Source organism: Pseudomonadota bacterium, assembly GCA_018823135.1.
Classification (GTDB): domain Bacteria; phylum Desulfobacterota; class Desulfobulbia; order Desulfobulbales; family CALZHT01; genus JAHJJF01.
This window is the reverse complement of record JAHJJF010000042.1, coordinates 1-20635: the sequence shown is the minus strand read 5'-3', so window position 1 is coordinate 20635 and position 20635 is coordinate 1. Positions and strand designations below refer to the sequence as shown.

17 protein-coding genes are annotated in these 20635 nt (G+C 45.5%); 6 read left to right on the top strand and 11 right to left on the bottom strand.

The genetic code is table 11. The features are described from left to right. The 6 genes from KKE17_03810 to KKE17_03785 form a co-directional block, all read right to left on the bottom strand. On the bottom strand, nt 1-962 hold a 962-nt coding region (locus KKE17_03810; protein MBU1709111.1), incomplete at its 3' end, for a toxin co-regulated pilus biosynthesis Q family protein. Nucleotides 963-979: 17 nt separating this feature from the next. After that, entirely contained in the window at nt 980-2977 is a 1998-nt protein-coding gene (locus KKE17_03805; GenBank protein ID MBU1709110.1) for an AMIN domain-containing protein, read from the bottom strand. After that, nucleotides 2974-3393, bottom strand: coding sequence for a pilus assembly protein PilP (locus KKE17_03800; protein ID MBU1709109.1), 420 nt, complete (start codon nt 3391-3393; stop codon nt 2974-2976). The genes KKE17_03805 and KKE17_03800 overlap by 4 nt, the downstream gene beginning before the upstream one ends. 166 nt (nt 3394-3559) lie before the next feature. Continuing rightward, on the bottom strand, nt 3560-4171 hold the full coding sequence (locus KKE17_03795; protein ID MBU1709108.1) for a type 4a pilus biogenesis protein PilO: 612 nt from the start codon (nt 4169-4171) through the stop codon (nt 3560-3562). Nucleotides 4172-4183: 12 nt separating this feature from the next. Beyond that, nucleotides 4184-4618, bottom strand: a complete 435-nt coding sequence (locus KKE17_03790; protein ID MBU1709107.1) for a PilN domain-containing protein — start codon at nt 4616-4618, stop codon at nt 4184-4186. A 152-nt stretch (nt 4619-4770) separates the two neighbouring features. Continuing rightward, nucleotides 4771-5862: a pilus assembly protein PilM gene (locus tag KKE17_03785; protein ID MBU1709106.1), complete on the bottom strand. Its 1092-nt coding sequence runs from the start codon at nt 5860-5862 to the stop codon at nt 4771-4773. 847 nt (nt 5863-6709) lie between these two features. Between KKE17_03785 and lepB the strand changes: the two genes are divergently transcribed. Genes lepB through KKE17_03770 form a run of 3 tightly spaced genes read left to right on the top strand, consistent with a single transcriptional unit; the run spans nt 6710 to nt 9623 of the window. Then, nucleotides 6710-7330 (top strand): signal peptidase I, encoded by a 621-nt coding sequence (gene lepB / locus KKE17_03780; GenBank protein MBU1709105.1) that lies wholly within the window; start codon nt 6710-6712, stop codon nt 7328-7330. Nucleotides 7331-7389: 59 nt separating this feature from the next. Beyond that, nucleotides 7390-8322, top strand: a complete 933-nt coding sequence (locus KKE17_03775) for an aspartate carbamoyltransferase catalytic subunit (GenBank protein ID MBU1709104.1) — start codon at nt 7390-7392, stop codon at nt 8320-8322. Beyond that, nucleotides 8322-9623: a dihydroorotase gene (locus tag KKE17_03770; GenBank protein MBU1709103.1), complete on the top strand. Its 1302-nt coding sequence runs from the start codon at nt 8322-8324 to the stop codon at nt 9621-9623. The genes KKE17_03775 and KKE17_03770 overlap by 1 nt, the downstream gene beginning before the upstream one ends. A 28-nt stretch (nt 9624-9651) precedes the next feature. On the opposite strand, the gene KKE17_03765 is transcribed toward KKE17_03770, so the two are convergent. The 3 genes from KKE17_03765 to dprA form a co-directional block, all read right to left on the bottom strand. Continuing rightward, entirely contained in the window at nt 9652-11133 is a 1482-nt protein-coding gene (locus KKE17_03765) for a flagellar hook protein FlgE (GenBank protein ID MBU1709102.1), read from the bottom strand. Nucleotides 11134-11492: 359 nt separating this feature from the next. Further along, nucleotides 11493-13784, bottom strand: a complete 2292-nt coding sequence (gene topA / locus KKE17_03760) for a type I DNA topoisomerase (protein ID MBU1709101.1) — start codon at nt 13782-13784, stop codon at nt 11493-11495. 33 nt (nt 13785-13817) lie between these two features. Next, entirely contained in the window at nt 13818-14936 is a 1119-nt protein-coding gene (gene dprA, locus KKE17_03755) for a DNA-processing protein DprA (protein MBU1709100.1), read from the bottom strand. Between the two features lie 103 nt (nt 14937-15039). On the opposite strand from dprA, the gene KKE17_03750 reads away from it, so the two are divergent. After that, complete coding sequence (locus KKE17_03750) at nt 15040-15246, top strand: hypothetical protein (GenBank protein ID MBU1709099.1); 207 nt, start codon at nt 15040-15042, stop codon at nt 15244-15246. A 213-nt stretch (nt 15247-15459) separates the two neighbouring features. Here KKE17_03750 and rpoD read toward each other — a convergent pair whose 3' ends face one another. Together rpoD and dnaG are read right to left on the bottom strand one after the other, a co-directional pair. After that, the gene (gene rpoD / locus KKE17_03745; GenBank protein ID MBU1709098.1) at nt 15460-17076 is read right to left on the bottom strand and encodes an RNA polymerase sigma factor RpoD; all 1617 of its coding nucleotides are present in this window, start codon (nt 17074-17076) and stop codon (nt 15460-15462) included. 154 nt (nt 17077-17230) lie between these two features. Further along, nucleotides 17231-18973 (bottom strand): DNA primase, encoded by a 1743-nt coding sequence (dnaG, locus tag KKE17_03740; GenBank protein MBU1709097.1) that lies wholly within the window; start codon nt 18971-18973, stop codon nt 17231-17233. A 459-nt stretch (nt 18974-19432) separates the two neighbouring features. Between dnaG and KKE17_03735 the strand changes: the two genes are divergently transcribed. Next, nucleotides 19433-20167 carry a hypothetical protein gene (locus KKE17_03735; protein ID MBU1709096.1) on the top strand — a complete coding sequence of 245 codons (735 nt, stop codon included), beginning with the start codon at nt 19433-19435 and terminating at the stop codon, nt 20165-20167. A 112-nt stretch (nt 20168-20279) separates the two neighbouring features. After that, nucleotides 20280-20635: sodium:calcium antiporter (locus tag KKE17_03730; GenBank protein MBU1709095.1), on the top strand; the 356-nt coding region annotated here is incomplete at its 3' end.

Genomic DNA, 20635 nt, shown 5'->3' with positions numbered 1-20635 from the left:
GCTTCAATGGCTATCTGCTTGTAAAGTTCTTTTTTAAGATTGTCCAGATAAGATGTAATTTTAATCAATAACGATCGAGGTGCGGTTACGGTGATTAAACCTATGGGGCGGTCAATGGTATAATATCCCTGCGCTACTCGTGGTGCTGAGGCGCGAACCGGAGCAGGTGCAGTGTCGCCACCAGAGCTTGTTGTGCTGGGAGAAGGCGCGGTGGACATAGCGGAAGAATCCGACCAGATTTGTAGGACTTTGTCGAGGTTTGCCTGTATATTTTGCCAGATATCAAATTTGTTTCCCGCGCTACTAAGTTTAATATTACCTGTCATTGCTCCGGATGCATCACTACCGCCCAGAACATCACCGCCAACACTCATGTCATAAGTTGATGAAATAAATGGCATTGCTATGTGGAATTTTTTTGTTTCCTTATATTTCACCACTATGCTATTGCCTTGAACATCATGAAAATAGTCCTGTTGACGGAGGATGTTTTCAATTGCTGAGAAAAAATCGTCTTCAGCTCTGATGTCAACATCGACCAACACATACTGGTCTACATCGCTGGACCAGCTGACATTCATGTTTTTGAGGGCAGCCAGGCGTTTCAGGATATCCCGCAGAGGAACGGCCCCGGTTTTTGAAGAAATGTCGGCGCCAACCAGAACTTTAAAATCGTCTTTGGTTTTTCCAAGCTCATCAGTAACACCTTTTCTTGTCACCTGATAAGAAGGCTTTTGATACCTGATAGGCATGGGAGAATCATCATCAGAAGAAGCCATTGGGAGCCGAGTCGGTGATGATTTCATGGCCTTGCCGTCTTCGGGCAGGGCCTTCATTTGTGGCGTATTTGCTGCCTGAGCTGCACTTGGAGGAGGTGCAGTTGCAGGAGCACAGGAAAAAATACCAATGCTGAGAAGTGTGATGATGCATGCCTTACACATGCACTTAAATGTTTTCATCATTTTCCTCTTTACGTGTATTAATTAGTGGCCATGGAGATTCGGCCTTTAATATATTTTAATAAATCAGGAGGCATTTCAAATCCGGAAAGAAGTATCGCTTTGTATTCCTTAACAGCTTGACTATCATTACCCATTTTATCATTCACTCTGGCTGTGCTGATCATTGTGTCAAGGTTGTCGCCATAGAGTTCCTCATGACGGGCGAGTAGGGATAATGCAGAGTCATACTCTCTATTTTCTTCATAAAAAGAGGCATAGCTTGCCAAGGCTTCACTTGAAGGTAGCGGGGTGTTTATGGCCAGATCAAAATATTCCCTAGCCTTGTCGGTCTTTTTCATGCTTGCCAGGCCAATTGCTGCCTGAAGCGCTGCTTCCTTGTCATTTTGGTCGATTTGAAGAGCCGCCTTGGCATAATGGACAGCCTTTGCGTTCAACCCTAACTGCACCAGACAAAGTGATGCAATTCTCGTGGCAAGTTGCCCGTTGTCAGGCCATAAGGAATAGGCATCTTCAAAAAGCGACAGGGCCTGTTCCGGATCCCCAGCATTTTCCCTGCTTTGCGCAAGGAGAATGAGTTTTTTAGCCTCTACAACAGCCTTGGGTTGTTCAAATTTATTTTTTACGCTGATCGAGTCAGTTTTGCTATCTTCTTCTTTCTGGATTTGGTCCATGACTTTATCGTCGGCCTTGATGGCCAAGTTGTCCGTTGCTCTTTTGGGCCAAGAAAAAGATTTGCTTTTCGGTGAAATAACAATGGTGTTGAAGCGCTCCTCTTTTTGAAGGTCTTTCAAGTTCAAAATGATATCAAGGGCAAAATCCCAAGGAACATCACTTAGGGCCAAAGTGAGGCTTCCGCCAACGCCTTCTGCAACGACTATATTTAAGCCGCTGATATCTCCGATAAGGCGGAAGACGTTGTGGAGATCAATTTTGTAAAAATCAACAGTTATTCTTTTCTGCGTGTAACCGGAAAAAGAGAAATCATCTAATAAGGCTGCGGTCGCGTCTTCCGTTTTGGTTGGTTTTTTTGCAGGCAGGCCTTCAACGAGCGGTTTAACCGGTGTCGCTGAGCTGGTTGCTGCTTCTTGTATGTCCTTGCCGGGTTCTACCATAGAGGTAGGCAATTTTGCCGCCTCAGCAATAATTTCATCCGGAGATTCCTGGATTACGACAAGTAAACCGTCAGACATGGAAGCGGTATCATAAGTAAAAAGACGGCCAAGAGCTGAATCAAAGACTATCCGCACGCCATTTTCGCGTGGTGCGGTTCTGATACGAGCCAAAGTGGAACCGACTTCTTGGAACGCCGTCAAGCCTTTAGGTTTGACGTTACCAATATCAATATACATTCTATGAGGCCGGCCTTCAGTTTTTTCAAGCGCGACATTTTCAAATTTAATAATCGGGCCATCCGCTTTTATATATACCCGGGTTTCCGAAGCGGATTTTTCAATATCAATTGAGGATATTGTGGAGGCAAGCTTGATTCCTGATACCTGCTGGTTTTTCACAGCCAGAAACGGATCTTCCGTACTCTTGAGTTCCTTAGCTTCCTGTTGCTGTTTAATTTCTTCTGTTGCAAGAACCTTGGCAAATTTTATTAGAATATCATTGTCTTCCTTTTCAACGGAATAGGCTTGGTCCTTGGAAAGAAAAACTTCTATGCGGGCGATTGCAGGCTCTTTATTTCCCAGAATTTGTCCGTTAACCTGTGTCACCGGGCCGTGGGGCAGATCAAGTGGAAGCGAAACATCCTCGCTGATTCCTGCATCAGCTATATCAATAATGATCCGCATCGGATCAAATAATTCATATATTGTGTAGGTGGGGAGGGTCTCACCTTGTATCCGGAGCAGGAATTCATCCGCGGTTTGTTCCCATTGAAGATTTGTAATCTTATAGGAATTGTGTGGAATTGCCGGTGTTGTTTCAGCTTCTGATGTAGTAAAAGTAAAAAGAAGCAACAAAGCAACCGGGAAAACTAACCAGTATTTTGTTTGCAAAATCAGGGTCATTGCCTTTTATCCCCCTCTTTCCGTAAAATCATTTCGATTGTCTTATACCGTTGTTTCCGTGTTGGAGTGGAAACCATCTGTTTTATTGTTATAACATTAGGGGAGATATCCTCTACTTCCCCGGTTCGGCCGATTTTAGTGCCCCGGTGGAGAATATAACCTTTGCCAAGGGAGTCTTGTACCATTGCAATAGGATCGTTTTCTGCAAATACTATGGCTACGAGTTGGAGTTGCCCAGGCTCATACTTCCTGAGTCCGATCAGAACAACGTCATCGCTTTTTGCTGACGAGGATTGTGAGCTATCTGTGACAAATGGAACAAAGGGATCAGAGCGTCCTTCGCTTGTATAAGTGAAATCGCTCCCCTCGGATTGAAAGAGTTCATCAAGTATAGTTTGGATTTCCTCGGGAGTCATGTCTGTTTCTGGTTCCTGTTGCGCAGCAGCGCTTCGGCAATTAAAGGGAAACAAACCAGCGCCAAAGACAAGCAGGCAAGCAGCAAAAAGGATTACTCTTGTACACCCTATCGCAAGAGTATTCCTCATTGACAACACAGTGTGTGCCTTTAAATATTGTTTTTCGTTAACTTTCATTGCCCTTATCAATAAATCTGTAAGTCATTAAAGTGAGTTTACTGCTCAACATCATTTCTCCTTCCACCATGCTTGGGGAAGACATTGTAAGGCTGGTCAGCATTACAATACGGGGAAGTTTACTTATTTTATCCAGAAAAAGACCAATATTGTGATATGGCCCTCGTACATCCAAAGTTATAGGTATAGTTGCATAAAACTCTTTGGGAGATTCGCCGCCCGGGGTAAAGCTCATAATGTTAAGACCGGAGTTTGTACCTTCGCCGGAAATATTGGTTAAAAGGCCGGGGATTTCCTGCTGCTGAGGTAAAAGCAAGGAAGCCACCTTGAAGTAAAGCTCGGTCTTTTGCATTTCTTTTTTATGTCCATCAATTCCAGCAGCAACGGCTGCAGCTTCGGCGATTTCTTTTTCAAGTTTAGCTTTCTGAGAGTTTAGTGATCGAATGTCGTTGTTTTTTGGTGATACAAAAAGAAAAACAAAAAGCAGGATCGGCACAACCCATGCAGCTGCGCAAATTGCGAGCTTCACCTTTGTGTCAAGCCGCCCAACCTTGGTTTCGAGGAACTTGTCAAATGCTGATTTGAATGTTTCTTTACTCATTTTGTTATTCGCTTAGGGTTGCTGTTTTTCGGTGCTTTGTTCAATTATTTTAAACGACAGGGAGAAGGACTTGAGACTTCTCCCTGCAACTGCAGTATGTGTCGTGCCCGAAAGAGTTGCGTTTTCAAAGTATTCCGAATTGTTTACGCTTTTCATGTATTGAGCAATGGTTGCGTTATCCAATGCTATGCCGGAAATCTTAATGCTATTCTGAGACATGCTAAATGACTGGATCCAAAGTCGGTCATTAGGCGTTATATTGGCAATCTCATCGAGAATTCTTACCGATATGAGGGATCCCTGTTTTAACTCTTTTATTGCATTCAGCTTTTTCTCGAGTTTAACCTTATCCGCCTTGTATTTATCAATAAGTTTAATGGTTTGTTGATAGGAGGCTTTTTGGTTCTCAAGTTGTTTTTTCTCGGCCTTCAGGCCATTAATTTTCATGCTTATGCCCGCACCGAAAAGGGCGATACCTGCGAATAGGATTATCAGGGAACCCAGAAACGCAAAAAACTCGTTTCTGGTTCGCAACCTTTTTTTGATTTGCTTTACTGGTAAAAGATTTATCCTGACCATGGTTGCTCTAACACCTTAATTCATATGGCTACCGGTCTTGTGGCAAGACCAGAAGACAAAGCCATTTCAGGGGCAAGGTTTTTTAAGTATTCCGCATCAATTTTGTTCGGATCCGAAGAGGTGCCGCTGAATGGGTTAAACACTTCAACATTTATGCCGGTTTCTTTGTGAAAAAAGTCACAAAGGCCTTTTACTTTTGCGCCGCCGCCGCTTAACACAAGCTTGGAAACCGGTTCATCAGGGTAATTCGAAGAGTAAAAATCCAATGCTCTTTTTATTTCAGTAACCCATTGTGTACATATGTTGACAAATATTTCTTCAAGTATTTCGTGTTTGTCGCCGGGAGGAATGATGCCGATTTTAAGAGCTTCGGCATCCTCATAGGGGATGTCGAGCCGATTCTGTATCTGTTCGGTAAGCAGGCGACTTCCAAGGATTACGTCACGGGCAAGAATCGACGCGCCCTTTGAAATTATATTGATGTTCATTTTGGAAGCGCCGATATCAACCAAGGCAACGTTTTCGGCCTGGCCGAAATTTGCTTCGTATGCGTTTTCCAGAGCAAAGGCATCTACATCAACGATAACGGTCTTAAGGCCGACGTTGCGAAGCATATCTAGATATGCATCAACAACATCCTTTTTGGCCGCAACAAGCATTACATCGGTTCGGTCTTCTTCGGCGGTGTTGGTGTGAAGATCCTGGAAATCCTGGTAGACGTCATCTTTGTCAAAAGGAATATATTGTTCAGCCTCTTCATCAATGTGTCTTTCAAGTTCGGATTCAGTCATTACGTTAAGGTTGATTTTTTTTACGATGACTGAATAACCGGAAATGGATATGGCAACTTTTTTCCCTCGAAGCTTTAGGTTGCCTATCAGTGTTGATATTACTTTTGCCACGGCAGCAGGGTCCTGAAGCACCCCGTCTTCAACGGCATTTTCAGGAAGTCTTGCGCTGCCGACACTCAAAACCTTGTAACCAGTACTGGTTGCGGCAAGTTCGCAAATCTTGACGGCATGAGATCCTATGTCAAGCCCGACAGAAAGCTTCTGGCCTTTCAGGATAGCCGGTAAATTAAAATTGATTGATGGAAGTTTGAATCCACCCATAGTTTTTAGTCCTGGAGGAATTCTGCTTGTATTGATTGGATGATTATCAAGTCCGTATTTATTGCTTTGGTTTTTTCATTAGTATGAGAATTCATCTGATTCACAATTTTAATGATTGATATCATCAGTAGCCTGTTACTGCATTAGAGACATATCTGAAAAAAATTGTCAAGCGGAAAAAAATATTTTTTTGTTTATACCTCTTCAAAAACATTGGGAAAAATAGAAAATCAGCCGTTTTAAAATTAGGTTTAATGGCCCCTATTCAGGTGGTTTGTTTTCATGTTTTTCCATATGTTGGGCGTATGTCAATTTTCTAATACTATATATTGTACAATTGTAACTTGTTGGTTTTGCTTTGAGCTTCAAGAAATCGTATTGGAGTAATAAAATAAAATAAAAATTAATAATAAGTGTCTATTGCAGTAGAGGCACAAAATTTTCTCGGTGTCAATGGGAAATATATTCTAATGGGGGCTAGTTGGCTAAAAATATTCAGTAAATTTGAATTTATGCAGGAAGGGCGTATGAAAATCAAAACGCCTAAAAAATATATAATTCCAATAGTGAGCTATATTTTGTGTTGCATTGACTAATGTATACAACAGGTAGTGCAATATGGAATATCAGTCTAAGGCCTTTATTCTGCGAGCGCACAAAAGATACAATGCTCAGGTAAAGAAGCGTTTTTATTCGACTGTACAGAGAATTAATTTTTCTAACTACTAACATTCCATATCTCGGAAGCGGGTAATCTTCTTGTTTTTTAATACATTTTGGAGTACCTATCAGTGGGTTTTATTTATTCGGAAGCAAGTACAGCAAACAAAAAAATGAGGTTGGATTGTTGGAAGAAGATATCCAGAAAACGAATCGGAAATCAGTTGTCAGAGAATATGTAGAAGCCATATTGATTGCGCTTATTCTGGCGTTATTCATCAGAACATTTATCGTTCAGGCTTTTAAAATTCCGTCGGGCTCCATGATACCTACATTATTAATAGGCGATCACATCCTCGTGAATAAATTTTGCTATGGCATCAAGAATCCTTTAAGCGGGCATACCTGGATTTCTTTAGGGCAGCCAGAACGAGGAGATGTCATTGTTTTCAAGTATCCGGTAAATCCTTCCCAGGATTTCATTAAAAGAGTCATTGCAACCGAAGGCGATCGGATTGAGATTAAAGATAAAAAGGTGTATGTTAATGAAAAATTATTTGAAGTGGCAAGCACGATTTTTCTTGATCCGAAGATTTTGCCCGGCGAAAGGGACAATTTTGGACCCCAGACAGTTCCTGCAAACTCCTTGTTTGTCATGGGCGACAACCGGGACAACAGTCACGATAGCCGGTTCTGGCATTTTGTCGACTTGACCAAAGTAAAAGGCAAAGCCTTTATGCTTTACTGGTCCTGGAACAGTGAAGAATTTTCAGTTCGTTGGAAACGCATAGGAGATATTATTCGTTGATGATGTTTTTTGGCATCTGCAGGCAAAACACAAATCCTAATAAGATGAAAAGGTAACTAATGGATTCCGAGTATCGCTTTATTCATAAGCATATTTTGAGCCTGGAGGATTTATCAGTTGCTGATATTGAGTTGATCCTTCAAACAGCGGATTCCCTGAAAGAAATATCTACTCGCTCCATCAAGAAAGTTCCTACTCTGCGTGGTAAAACGGTTATCAGCCTGTTTTTTGAACCCAGCACCCGAACCCGCCTTTCTTTTGAAATTGCCGCCAAAAGAATGAGCGCCGATACATTTAATATATCTGTTGCCCTGAGTAGCACTACCAAGGGTGAATCCCTCATCGATACAGCAAAAAATCTCGCGGCAATGAAACCCGATGTCATTATTTTCAGGCATTCCTGCTCCGGGTCGCCCAGGCTATTAAGCAAACACATCAAGGCTTCGGTCATCAATGCCGGGGACGGTACCCACGAACACCCAAGCCAGGGATTGCTCGACTTAATGACTGTTCGTGAAAAGAAAGGAGATATCAACGGCTTAAGGGTGGCGATTATCGGCGATATTGCCCACAGCCGGGTAGCGCATTCCAATATAATCGGCTTTTCCAAAATGGGCGCCGAGGTTGTGGTCTGCGGACCCAAAACGCTTCTTCCCGCTGCCGTTGAGAGATTGGGCGCAAAGGTCGCCGCAACAGTCGAAGATGCAGTTTCCGGAGCGGATGTAGTTATGACTTTGAGGATACAACACGAACGGCAGAAAGATCCCCTGTTGCCGTCTTTACGTGAGTATGCAAATTATTTTGGCATTACCCCGAAAATCATGAAAAAAGCAAAACCGGACGCTATAATCATGCATCCCGGGCCGATCAATCGTGGTGTGGAGTTGGACCCGGAATTAGCTGACGGGAAACAATCAGTAATAATTGACCAGGTTACAAACGGTGTGGCTGTGCGGATGGCCCTGTTGTATCTGATTATGGGAGGGGATTGATGGTGGAATCTGTCAACAACACACCGATTTTATTAGTAAATGGTCGAATTATTGACCCAGCAAACGGTATTGATCAAAACGGCTCTCTGTTGCTTGAAAACGGCCGTGTTTCGAGACTTTTTTTCGGCAAGAAGCTTTCGGCTCCACGAGGAACGCGAAAATTTGATGTGGGCGGCAAGTGGGTCATTCCAGGACTCATCGATATGCATGTCCATCTACGGGAACCCGGAGAAGAATATAAGGAAACCATTGCCAGCGGCACCCGGGCAGCCGCAGCAGGGGGTTTTACCGCAGTTGCCTGTATGCCGAACACCAAGCCGTTTAATGATTCCTGGGCGGTAACTGCCCAGATCCTCTCCAAGGCCAGAAACTGCAGCGCCAAGGTGTATCCGGTGGGGGCCATCAGCAAGTTTGGTCGGGGTGAAACTCTTGCTGAATATGGAGAAATGAAAGAGGCCGGAGTCGTTGCTATATCCGATGACGGCTGTCCTGTTGAAAACAGTCAGCTCATGAGGCGGGCCCTTGAATACTCTTCTCATTTCAAATTGCTGGTTATTTCACACTCAGAAGAAAAGACCCTCAGTCATCTCGGTGTAATGAACGAGGGGTATCAATCAACCAGGCTTGGATTGCGGGGCATACCTCGGGTCGCGGAAGAAATCATGATTTACCGGGATTTGTCCCTGGCGGAATACACCGGTCAACCGATTCATATTGCCCATGTCAGCACCAGAGAATCCGTCAGCCTCATCCGGCGCGCAAAAGAAAGGGGTTGCAAGATTACCGCCGAAACCGCGCCACATTATTTTACATTGACTGATGAGGCGGTTGATTCCTATGACACAATGGCCAAAATGAATCCTCCCTTGCGAAGTCCCGACGATATTGCAGCCATTAAAGAAGGCCTTGCTGACGGTACTCTGGATGTAATTGCAACAGATCATGCCCCTCACAGCACCCTTGATAAGGACCTGGAATTCGATCTGGCGGCCAATGGCATCATCGGGCTCGAAACCGCTGTTCCTCTTGCGCTCAACCTTGTGCGGGAAGGAACTATTGATGCAACGAGATTTGTGGAATTATTGTCTTCGAACCCCGCCCGTTTGCTGGGTGTGGAGGGCGGCACCCTCCGTGTTGGCGGACCGGCTGACGTGGTGGTTATTGATCCGGACAAGGATTTTGTTTACACGGAAGATCAGGTTGTTTCGAAAAGTAAAAACTCACCCTTTCTTGACTGGCACATGAGGGGAAAGGCTGTGTTAACGATTAAAGACGGGGAAATCACTTACTCTGATTCATGAGGATGCGTTCCCGTTTATCTTTTCTGTTTTATCCCTTTATATCCAAAAGACTGCCCAACATCTCATCTTCTGCCTTCAGCACCTTCAGGTTTGCCTGAAAAGACCTCTTGGTAATCATCAGATTGGGCAATTCTTCCGCAAGCTCAACATTGGATTGCTCTAGAGCGTTTGGAGCGATGCTTCCTAACCCCCCGGTGCCCGGGCTGCCGGTCATTGGCACTCCTGATGCGGTTGTCTGGCTGTAGAGGTTTCCTCCATCCGACCTAAGACCCTGAAGATTAGCGAATGAAGCCAGTGCCACCTGCGCTTTTTGTAATTGTTGCCCGTTTGAGTATCGCCCACTGATAACTCCATCCGGACCAACGGCAAGCGACTGGAGATTGCCGGCAGCGAAGCCGTTCTGATTTTGATAAATCGTCGTTGATGAATTGGCATATTGCGTCGTAGCAAGACTTTCAGCAAGAAATAGTGAATCCTGTCCGCTGAAACGAGCCCCCAGATTAAGTTCTATTGCCTGATTGTTTTCAGCCCCGGTAAAATTTGTTTGAAAGCTGTAATAGGGGTCGGAATTTCCCAGGGAAATCCGGTTGGTGCTGAGAGAGGGATCAACCTGTGCGTCTGGAGGAACATCATAGGCGGAGATATCACGGATCTCTCCGGATGCATTGAAGTTCAGGGTGCCATACATCAAAGCCCCTGCGCCTTTGTGATCTGAAGCGGTAATTTTGTCAAAAGGTGGGAAGGCGGCCTGCTGATTTGCATTGAAACGCCTTTGATCCTGGAGGGGATCTGCAGTTACGAGATATTCCCACTCATTGTCGTTAGTGGTTCTGTCAAAATAAATTGTAATATCGTGCCGCTCTCCTTGAGCATCATGGATCTGAAGAGAGGATTTGTAATCATAGTTATTGGCTGCAATGGGATCGGAGGGGTTTGCTGAAGTGCTGTTTCTGCCATCCCAGGCCTCATAGAGATTAATATCCGTGCTTTCCTTGGGTGTTCGGGAGTCCAGATTTACAATTTGTTCGATTCGATGGGTTGCAACCGGCGGAGTGTTTTGTTCGAGAATAATGTCACCAATGCTGCCCTGACGATCACCGGTTTCCGGGTTAATGGACCAACCTTGAACATGATATCCTTCCGGAGTTACCAGTGATCCCTGCTGGTCAAAACGAAAGCCACCCGATCGGGTGAACTTGTCAGCGACGCTCGCTCCTGGCTGCCGGAGCATAAAAAAACCTTGCCCGCCGATGGCCATGTCGGTGGGGTTTGCTGAACTTTCAAGATAGCCTTGATTAAAGGTTCTGCTGATCGAGCCGACAACAACGCCCCTGCCGGTCTGGGATGTCCCTGAAGCGGTTGAAACCGACGGGCTGGAAGCATCCTCCAGGTTGACCCGGCTTGCCTTAAATCCGGGCGTGTTGAGATTTGCGACATTATTGGCAGTTGTTTCAACCTTTCGTGATAAGCCGAGCAGGCCGGAAAGCGAGGAATAAATTCCGGTAAGCATATGTCCCTCCTGTGGAACGGAAGATAAACATAAATAGATCTATTAAGGAGAAATTCAATCCCTAGTATACTTATCGGAGGGAGCTAAAACAAATGAAACACTGAAAAAGTGAATTTATCACAATAATTGAACAGGTTAGTGAAGAAATTGTCTAGCAGCAAACCAGAGGCTTTAACCCAAATAATTCATGAATCTTTATTTAAAACTGTTCACCCTTCGGGCAAGACGATTCATCCGTGTAGCCGCCAGTATAAGGCGTCTCCGTTTGCGAAATTTACGGGTTAACATAACCCGGTAACAGTATTGTTATGCCTTTTAGTGTAGAGCGCGGCAGGAGATTAAGAAGGGAAAAGCCAATATTATGGAGTATCCGGAGCCTCTTCGGAAAGCGTTTCGGAATAATCGCAATCCTTGGTAGCGCATTTGAGATGAGGACCTTGTTTCTTGCTTTCCTTTTCAAGCAGAAACAGGGCTCCGCAGCTGGGACAGTTTTTATTGACCGGTTTATCCCATAGTGCAAAGGTGCATTTAGGATATCTGTTGCAACTGTAAAAAACTTTTCCACGCTTTGAGATTTTCTGGACTATTTCACCGTCGCAGTCTTGTTCCGGGCATTTCACGCCAACCCCTTGCGACCGGACATTTTTGCATTTCGGATAGCCTGAACAGGCTAGAAATTTTCCAAAACGGCCATTTTTATAAACCATCGGGTTGCCGCATTTTTCGCAGATCTCGTCAGATTGTTCAGCAGCTTCACGTTCAACCGGAACAACCGCGCCTTCGTCGGACCGGGTAAAATCCAGGGTGCTTTTGCATTCTGGAAAATTTTCGCAGGCGAGAAATTCGCCGTTTCTGCCCCATTTGATGGCCATTTTCCCTTCGCACAAGGTGCAGTTGATATCCGTGGGAACCGAACTGCGCTTGACGGATTTCATTTCTTCTTTGGCTTTATCAAGGGTCTCTTTGAACGGGGTATAAAATTCTTTAAGAATCTGTAACCAATGGATTTCTCCTTCCTCCACCTTGTCCAGATTCTTTTCCATGCCGGCAGTGAAATCAACACTCATAACCAAGGGGAAGTGTTTTACCAAAAGATCATTAACCAGTTTGCCGAGATCGGTGGGCCGGAATTGGCGTTGGGAAAGCAACACGTATTCCTTGTCCTGAATCGTTGAAAGAATTGAGGCATAAGTACTGGGTCTGCCCACACCGTTTTCTTCAAGCGCTTTCACCAGCGTCGCCTCGGAATATCGTGGGGGGGGCTGGGTGAAATGTTGTTTGGGCAGCACATCGAGAAGCTCGCAACGGTCGCCTTCCTTGAGATCGGGCAGGACTTTTTCGCGGCTTTCGTCAGGAGCGTCGCTTCTTGCAATGGCTTCTGCCTGCGCTTCCTCGTACAATGCGAGAAAGCCTTGAAAGCGAATCACAGAACCCGTAACCCGCAGATTGTATTTTCCTGCGGTTATTTTGAAAGTGGTCTGGTCAAAAAGGGCCGGGGCCATCTGACAGGCGACAAAGCGTTTCCAGATCAGGGAATAGAGAGCCAGTGTGTCCTTATCGAGAAGGTGAGCCATTTTTTCAGGAGTCCGGGAAACATCGGTGGGCCGGATAGCTTCATGGGCGTCTTGAGCGGATTTTTTCGTTTTATAGATAATGGGTTTTGGCGGCAGATATTCTTTGCTGTAGGTTTCGGTAATAAAAGCGCGAACTGCGACCAGGGCTTCGTCATTAATCCGGGTTGAGTCGGTTCGCATATAGGTAATGAGACCGGTGGGGCCCTCCTGACCGAGTTCGACACCTTCATACAATCGTTGCGCAAGGGTCATGGTTTTTTTTGCCGAGAAACGCAATTTCCTGTTCGCTTCGATCTGCAGGCTACTGGTGATAAATGGAGGGCTCGGATTTCTATTTTTCTTTTTCTTTTCAATCTTGGCGACCGTAAAAGAAGATTTGCGAATATCCTGTGCAACTTCATTTGCCTGACTTTCAGTGGAGATGCGTTTTTTGATCTCCTTGTCCTGATCAAGGTAGGCGATAAAAGAAGGAGGAACAGGACCTTTCAACTGTGCGCCGATTGACCAGTACTCATCAGTTTGGAAGACGGCTATTTCATTTTCACGATCGCAGACCATTCGAACGGCAACTGACTGAACGCGTCCGGCACTCAAGCCCCTTTTTACCTTGTCCCAGAGCAAAGGAGAAATCTGATAGCCAACCAGGCGGTCAAGGATTCTTCTGGCCTGTTGGGCCTCAAAGAGAGGAACATTGAGGTCTTGAGCGTTTTCAAGAGCTACAAGGATTGCCTTCTTGGTGAGTTCATGGAATAAAGCCCGGTGAAATGGTTTATTGGCATTTTTCAGGCATTCGGCAATGTGGAAAGCTATGGCCTCGCCTTCGCGGTCAGGGTCAGGGGCCAGAAAAATTCTGTCGGCTTTTTTGGCTGAGCGTTTCAGCTCCTCAATAATTTTGCTTTTGCCGCGGATGGTGACATATTGTGGTTTAAAATCATGCTCAGTATCAACACCCAGGGTTTTGACCGGCAAATCACGGATATGCCCCACCGATGCCTTAACTTCATAAGAGTTCCCCAGATACCTTTGCAGGGTTCGGGCTTTTGCGGGAGATTCGACTATTATCAGTGATTTTGCCATGATTAAATGTATTTTCGGCCTTGCCGTTTGTTATCAGAGAGGAGTGGAAACCAGTTGATACTGTTTGCCTGGGAGGACTCTTACGACATTTTTCAATTCGAGCAACAGCAGCAACTCGGATACCTTATGGGCGCGCAAGTTTGTTTCTCTGATTATTTCATCTATAGTTTTGGGGTAGACGTCAAGAAAAGCAAGGAGCTCCTTTTCTTCAATGCTCATGGTTTTGTCTACCAATGGTTTCGGAGTTATCTTGCTCATTTTTTCAGTTGAGTCAAGATAATTTATCCGAATTTCTTCAATTATGTCCTCAACGGAGTGGACGAGTTTGGCGCCTTCTTTAAGCAGAAAATGTGTCCCTTCACTCTTGGCGGAATCAACTCTTCCCGGAACTGCAAATACCTCTCTTCCCTGCTCCAGAGCCAATTGCGCGGTGATCAGCGAACCGGATTTTTTCGCAGCTTCCACAACAACAACGCCAATGGACATGCCGCTGATGATCCGGTTTCTTGCCGGAAAACGAAAACCATCCGGAGAGGTTCCGAAAGGATATTCACTTACAAGAGCGCCGGACTCGGGTATCGCAAGGTACAGCTTGTTGTTTTGGGGCGGATAAACAATATCAAGGCCGCAGCCGAGCACTGCCACCGTAGTTCCTGCTGATTTTATAGCGCCCTGGTGAGCCGCAGAGTCTATTCCCAGGGCCAGGCCGCTGCTGATCGTGATATCCTGGCGCGCAAGAGAGGATGCAAGGTTGAACGCCATGTCCCGGCCATAGGAGGTGGAGGCCCGGGCGCCGACAATCCCGATCATCAAATTATTCAAACAAGGTACATTCCCTTTAACATAAAGCAGAAAGGGAGGGTTGTGAATATTATTTAAAAGCGCTGGATACCGGGGGTCTTTGTAGGGAAGTATTGTGACCCCGAAATCCGCCGCTTTATTGAGTTCTTTTTCGGCCAGGATGTGAGTTTCGTCCCTGTGAAGAAGATTACGCGTTATGCCCCTTTTGATGCCTGGAGCGGAACGTATTTCATTTTCTGTTGCCTTTAAGACTTTTTCAGGGCTCTCAAAATAATCAACAAGTTTCCTGCTTGTTGCAGGTCCGAGTCCGGGTGTAAGAAATATTTTCATCCACGCCAGAAGATTATTCATAAACACCCAACCGGTTGTTTTTTATAGGAAGAAAATGATTTTCTTTGTTTAAAGACACCTGTTTCAGTCTGAATAAAACAGAACGGACATCAAATATTTGTTAATGAAAATGGCGAAAGAAATAATGGAAAGTGTTTTCGGTGTCAATGTTTTTTATAAAAAAACGAGAAATTGTAAGCAAAAGGCAGGGTTTGTAAGAAATTTACTTACGGGAATAGATTTTTGGGTGCAATGGCTGAAACCGGGCAAACATCAAGCTCAAGGGTTTCTGGTTAGGGCTTTAAAAGGAGCAAGTAGAGTATTTGCTTAATATATGGGTCTCAACAAAAATTACTCCGCTTTATTTCGTCTTGTCGGAAAAAGAATGTAACGAGACTCCAGGATGAGCGAGCCTTGCAAGACTCAGAAAGGGTTAGTCGTCCAGGCGGCGGCCGACGTTTTGTCGCCGGATAAACGGACGCACAGCCAGTCGAGAAGTAATGAAATCATTAAGGTGTGTGGTTTTTTGCTTCCAAAAAAATAATCAATCTTCATCATTATAAAAACTGGAAAGATGTTTTTTTCGGGTGGGGTGTTTGAGTTTCTGTATTGCCTTGGCCTCAATCTGTCTGATCCGCTCACGGGTTACTGAAAAAGTTTTTCCTACTTCTTCAAGGGTCTGGTCAGTATCTGCTCCGAGACCAAAACGCATGCGGACAACCCGTTCTTCCCGGGGGGTAAGGGTTGATAAAGCCTTTGACATGTTGCGCCGCATGCTTTCAAGAATGCTTGCGTCATCAGGCGACAGGACGCCTTCGTCTTCGATAAAGTCTCCGAGATTGCTGTCTTCGCCATTACCGATAGGAGTATCCAGGGAAATGGGTTCTTTTGAGATCCTCAGGATGCCTTTGACCTTATCCAGTTCCAGCTCAAGCCTTTCAGCCAATTCTTCCGGAGTAGGTTCTCGGCCGAACTGGCGAATAAAATCCTTAGCTTCTTTTAACAGGCGGTTAATGGTGTCGATCATATGGACCGGAATCCGAATGGTTCTTCCCTGATCGGCAATGGCTCTGGTGATAGATTGGCGAATCCACCAGGTCGCATAGGTGCTGAATTTATAGCCGCGCCGGTATTCGAATTTTTCCACGGCCTTCATCAGGCCGATATTGCCTTCCTGGATAAGGTCGAGAAGCTGCAGGCCGCGGTTGGAATATTTTTTTGCAACGCTGACAACCAGACGTAAATTTGCGCGGATCAGTTCGTCTTTGGCAAATCTGCTGATTGCGCGGCCGCGTTCGACCTGGCCAAAAACATATTCCAGGGTGTCGGAGTCCACGCCGTGGAGCTCTTCAAAATTCCGTAATTCTTCGGATTTGCTGAAGACATTCTGGGTGGCCTGCTCCAGGGTAGAAACCTCCGGAGGGTCAAGGCGCGACCCCGTTGCATTCTGCTGGGTTTTTTTGAGAAGTTTATCAAGTTTTTTAAGGTTGTTCAGAATGGCTCGTATGTGTTTTGCATAAATTCGGTTTTCTTTGAAGAGTCGGATAATTGAAGAGGTGTTCCGTTCAATGCGGATCATGATTTTCATTGCCGACGGCTGATCGATATTGGCGCGCAAAAGGTCCAAGCGAAGCATGGCCCGCTCTTTTTCAAGGCGCACCGCCTCGCTTACCTGCCAGATAAATCGTTCTTTGGCCTCTTCGAGAATGGCGGGGTCGGCATTATCAAGCCCGCGCAGGACATCGGGGATGGAAATTTTTTCATCGCGCAGTTTTTCAGCGATATCAATGAGGGTGTTCAAGGCTAACGGCACGGTCAATACCGCGTCCTGAACCTGTTTTTGACCGTTTTCGATACGCTTGGTGATTTCAACTTCTTCGGCAGGGGCAAGAAGGGAAACCGCCCCCATTTCGCGCAGATACACCTTTACCGGGTCAAGATTGGCCTGGGCCCATTGGTCTTCAAATGTTTGTTCTTGGCCTTTTTTTCTTTTTTTAGAAACCACCAGGGTTTCGTCCTGATCGTCCTGATCATCGAGAGCATCATCATCAGCATCAGAATCATGTGATTGCTCTTCATCTTCGATTCCAAACATTGCAGTGAGATCATCGGGTTGTTCCTCAAGGGAATCATCTAGCAAGTCACTGTCATCGGTATTCACAAGAAATTCCTGGTTCTGTGAAGACCGTGCCGTTTTTTTCGAAGTGTTTGTTTTATTGGATTTTTTCATTTTCACTATGAAATCACTCATTATCGATTGATCATTAATAAAGCCTGTGCTGAACTTTTATGCAAGGGGAACCTTGCTATGATGCCTATGTCTTGTCCAATTGGGCCATGAGTTCAAGATACAGATCTTTATCGCTTGAATGATGAGCCTCGTTAATTTTCTGTATTATCTTTTCCCGGCGGGTCTTGCGGCTGCTTTTTTTAAGCCAGGCAATCATTTCCTCGGCCATTGAAGCCTCTATTTCTTTTGAATAGGAGGGGGATTCGATCAACAGTTTTGAGACGAAATTTTTTATCTGCGGATCGGTTGCGTTGAGAAGATATTCCGGACCGGAAAGAGATTGCTCGCGGTTTTGTTTAAGGAGCTCAAGAATGTCGCAGCCGATCCCAAAGGAAATAACTTCTTCAACTCCGGCGTCAAAAAAACGGTCTAAATATTCAGGGCAAACCAGAAGAAATTCCAACAGCTGCCGGTGTTTGATCGGAATTTTCGTTTCAACCCTTTTTTTACTCGGAGCGGCTTGGGGTTTGGGCGGTATTTCCGTCATTTTGCCGGACATTTTTTCAATGGGTACGCCCAGTTTCTCGCTGAAGTGGGAGATGAAAATCGTTTTTTCCAGGTCCTTGTCGCCTAAGGTCGCGATGATTGGTTGTAATTCCTCAATAATTTTTGCTTTCCCCTCAAGTCCCACTCCGTGCTGTTCGGCAAGGCTCTCAAATACGAAATCCGCCAGGGATTGGGCAGTGGTGAGGAGTTTTTCAAAGGCTTCTTTGCCTTGTGTTGCAATAAATGTGTCAGGATCATGGTTATCTGGAAGCACCACCACCCGTGCGGTGATTTTTTCCGAAAGAAAGATTGGTACGGCGCGTAATGCGGCCTTCAAGCCTGCCTGATCTCCATCAAAAAGCAGAATCGCTTCGGCGGCATACCCTTTAAGGGTGCGGACCTGGTATCGGGTGAGAGCGGTGCCCAGCGGCGCCACAACATTTTCTATGCCGTGTTCCACCAGCGACACCAGGTCAAAATTGCCTTCAACAATAAGGGCGGTGCCGGATTTTCTGATAAAGTCGCGGTTTTCAAACAACCCGAACAATGTCCGGCTTTTATCGAATACCGCGGTTTCCGGCGAGTTAAGATATTTGGGTTGACCGTCCCCCAGAATCCTGCCCCCGAAGCCGATGGTCCTGCCGGTGAGGCCGGTTATGGGAAAAAGAATCCGGCTCCGGAAACGGTCGTAAAAGCCGCTGCGATCCCTGGCAACAATCAGGCCGGCTTCAACGGCAAGGGTGGGAGTGTATTCCCCGGGCAATGAATCAGCAAGAAACCCCCATTCGTCAGGGGCATAGCCGAGCCGGAAGGCTTTTACGGTGTTTTCGGAAAGACCTCTTTCAGAAAGATACTTGCGGGCCGGCGCGGCTTGCGGGGAGGAAAGCAGGAGTTGATGGTATTTTCCGGCTGCCCAGTCATTGAGCGACAGGAGGGCTTCACGTTGTTTTGACTTGGCCTGTTGTTCCGGTGACAGGGTCCGCTCCGGAAGCGGGATATTGTATTTTCGCGCAAGTTCTTTTAAGGCCTCGGGAAATGATATCCTGTGATATTTCATCATAAAGGTGAACACGTCTCCACCCTCGTTACAGCCGAAACAATGAAAGGAGTTATTCCCCGGATTTACCATAAACGATGAAGTCTTCTCGGCATGGAAAGGACAGAGGCCCTTGAGGTTTGTACCGCTTCTCGTAAGTTTGACATGTTCGCCGATTACCTCGGCGATAGGAGCGGTTTCCTTAAGAAGCTGGACGGTGTCGTCACGATGGGAAAATGAGGTCATACTTAAAAAGAACCAACCACAAAAAGGAGGATGTAATTAATAGCGACAGACGATATATTTTCCATACGTCAAGTCCTGTTGAATTTGTTATTATCTGTGGAATGTGTCAAGAAAAAAAACAGATAACAGGAATTATTATTGAAACCATATTGGGAAACGCATTCCTAGCAGATCGGGGTTTCTTTATAGTATCTGCAAACAGGTTTTTCTGTATGGTACTTTTCTGCTATTGGAGCTTAGCACAATAAACCCTGGTATAGTAAAAAAGTTCTTTCTAAACCCCTGTCGCTTTCTGTTAATTTGCAAATATGTTCTCGAGTTCTGACTTTTTCGTTACGATGTTAATTCTCCGACCGGTTCCTAGCCGATTGTCAAGCATGTCGCTATAAGACATCACGGCAGTATGTTACACTGTTTTTTTGAAAGCAATTATGAAATATTATTCTGGCGGTATAAATCATGGAACATCCTGATATTACAAAAGTTCTTGCGTATGAAATCAAGAAAGAGCTTGCGGATCGATACTTTGGGTATCGAAAAGTAATTGAAGAGGACAAGGTCGGTCTTCGGAAAAAAGTAGAGGATATCACTCGCCGAATCGTTCAGAAAATATGTTTTGACCTGGTAAGGATATATGTCCTGCTGCGAGATGAACATTTGATTCATGAATTTTTAGAAATCAGCGGCATTCATGAAGAGATTTTTTATGATCCCTACCTGCCGGAATCGCCGACAATCAGGGCCCGTGTTTTTCAGGGAGTCAAAATGCGAGGGCTTACCCAGGCGGGCCGGTTTAAGAATCTTGTTTTTGATTGCTATGATGAGCTTGTCAGGCATGTGGGAGAATACCGGGAAATATTCGGTGAGTTGCTGGAGGACCAGGAAGTCATCAACGAACAGATCCGGATGTTTTATCAGAAAAACGATATCAGCAGTATCATGGGTTTCATGAGGTCCCTTGACACACAGACCACCCGTGGAGTTGATCTGCGGGCGGGAGTTGATCCTCTTTCTTCACAGGTGCTGGAGGAAAAGATGAAGGTGGAGCCGCCGCTGCCCATTGAACAGGAACTGCCGGTATTCCCGCCGCTGGTCCCGTTGTCGCACATCAAGGGAAAGCTTAAAACAATTGCCGAGCACGCATTTCTTTTTCATCCGGGCGGGTTCGTTCCCGACCCTGTTGTTGCCCGGTGAATGGAATTTTTTGTATGTTGCTGAAAACAGCCCGGCGGGTGCAGCGGCAAGGTATTGTCAGTCTTTATCTCGAATCTTATAAACAGGAAGTTTGCAACTCACAGGATATTTTATGGAACCAAGTTATGCCCATCTCGGATTATCTTTTTTAGCTCTTGTCGGCGGCCTGATCATGTTAGTGGTCGGTGGCGAGGTGCTTGTGTCCGGTGCCGGCAGACTTGCTTTGCGCTGGGGCATGAGTACCATGCTTGTAGGGTTGACGGTTGTGGCTTTCGGCACTTCAATTCCTGAACTTTTTGTGAGCTTAAAGGCCTCTTTTAACGGACACATTGATATCATGATCGGCAATGTCGTGGGAAGCAATATTGCCAATGTCGGTCTTGTTCTCGCCTGCTCGGCAATCCTCGCGCCCCTTGCGGTGCATATTAAGGTGCTGAAAACCGAGCTGTACCTTCTGCTGTCAATAAG

Excerpts from the sequence above, each read along its gene's own strand:
- topA (MBU1709101.1), bottom strand. The coding sequence starts at position 13,784 with ATGGCAAAATCACTGATAATAGTCGAATCTCCCGCAAAAGCCCGAACC.
- KKE17_03735 (MBU1709096.1), top strand. The coding sequence starts at position 19,433 with ATGGAACATCCTGATATTACAAAAGTTCTTGCGTATGAAATCAAGAAA.
- KKE17_03765 (MBU1709102.1), bottom strand. The coding sequence starts at position 11,133 with ATGCTTACCGGAATTTATTCCTCGCTTTCCGGCCTGCTCGGCTTATCA.
- KKE17_03785 (MBU1709106.1), bottom strand. The coding sequence starts at position 5,862 with ATGGGTGGATTCAAACTTCCATCAATCAATTTTAATTTACCGGCTATC.
- KKE17_03795 (MBU1709108.1), bottom strand. The coding sequence starts at position 4,171 with ATGAGTAAAGAAACATTCAAATCAGCATTTGACAAGTTCCTCGAAACC.
- KKE17_03775 (MBU1709104.1), top strand. The coding sequence starts at position 7,390 with ATGGATTCCGAGTATCGCTTTATTCATAAGCATATTTTGAGCCTGGAG.
- KKE17_03750 (MBU1709099.1), top strand. The coding sequence starts at position 15,040 with ATGAAAATGGCGAAAGAAATAATGGAAAGTGTTTTCGGTGTCAATGTT.
- KKE17_03800 (MBU1709109.1), bottom strand. The coding sequence starts at position 3,393 with ATGACTCCCGAGGAAATCCAAACTATACTTGATGAACTCTTTCAATCC.
- dprA (MBU1709100.1), bottom strand. The coding sequence starts at position 14,936 with ATGAATAATCTTCTGGCGTGGATGAAAATATTTCTTACACCCGGACTC.
- KKE17_03790 (MBU1709107.1), bottom strand. The coding sequence starts at position 4,618 with ATGAAAATTAATGGCCTGAAGGCCGAGAAAAAACAACTTGAGAACCAA.
- KKE17_03805 (MBU1709110.1), bottom strand. The coding sequence starts at position 2,977 with ATGACCCTGATTTTGCAAACAAAATACTGGTTAGTTTTCCCGGTTGCT.
- KKE17_03770 (MBU1709103.1), top strand. The coding sequence starts at position 8,322 with ATGGTGGAATCTGTCAACAACACACCGATTTTATTAGTAAATGGTCGA.
- dnaG (MBU1709097.1), bottom strand. The coding sequence starts at position 18,973 with ATGACCTCATTTTCCCATCGTGACGACACCGTCCAGCTTCTTAAGGAA.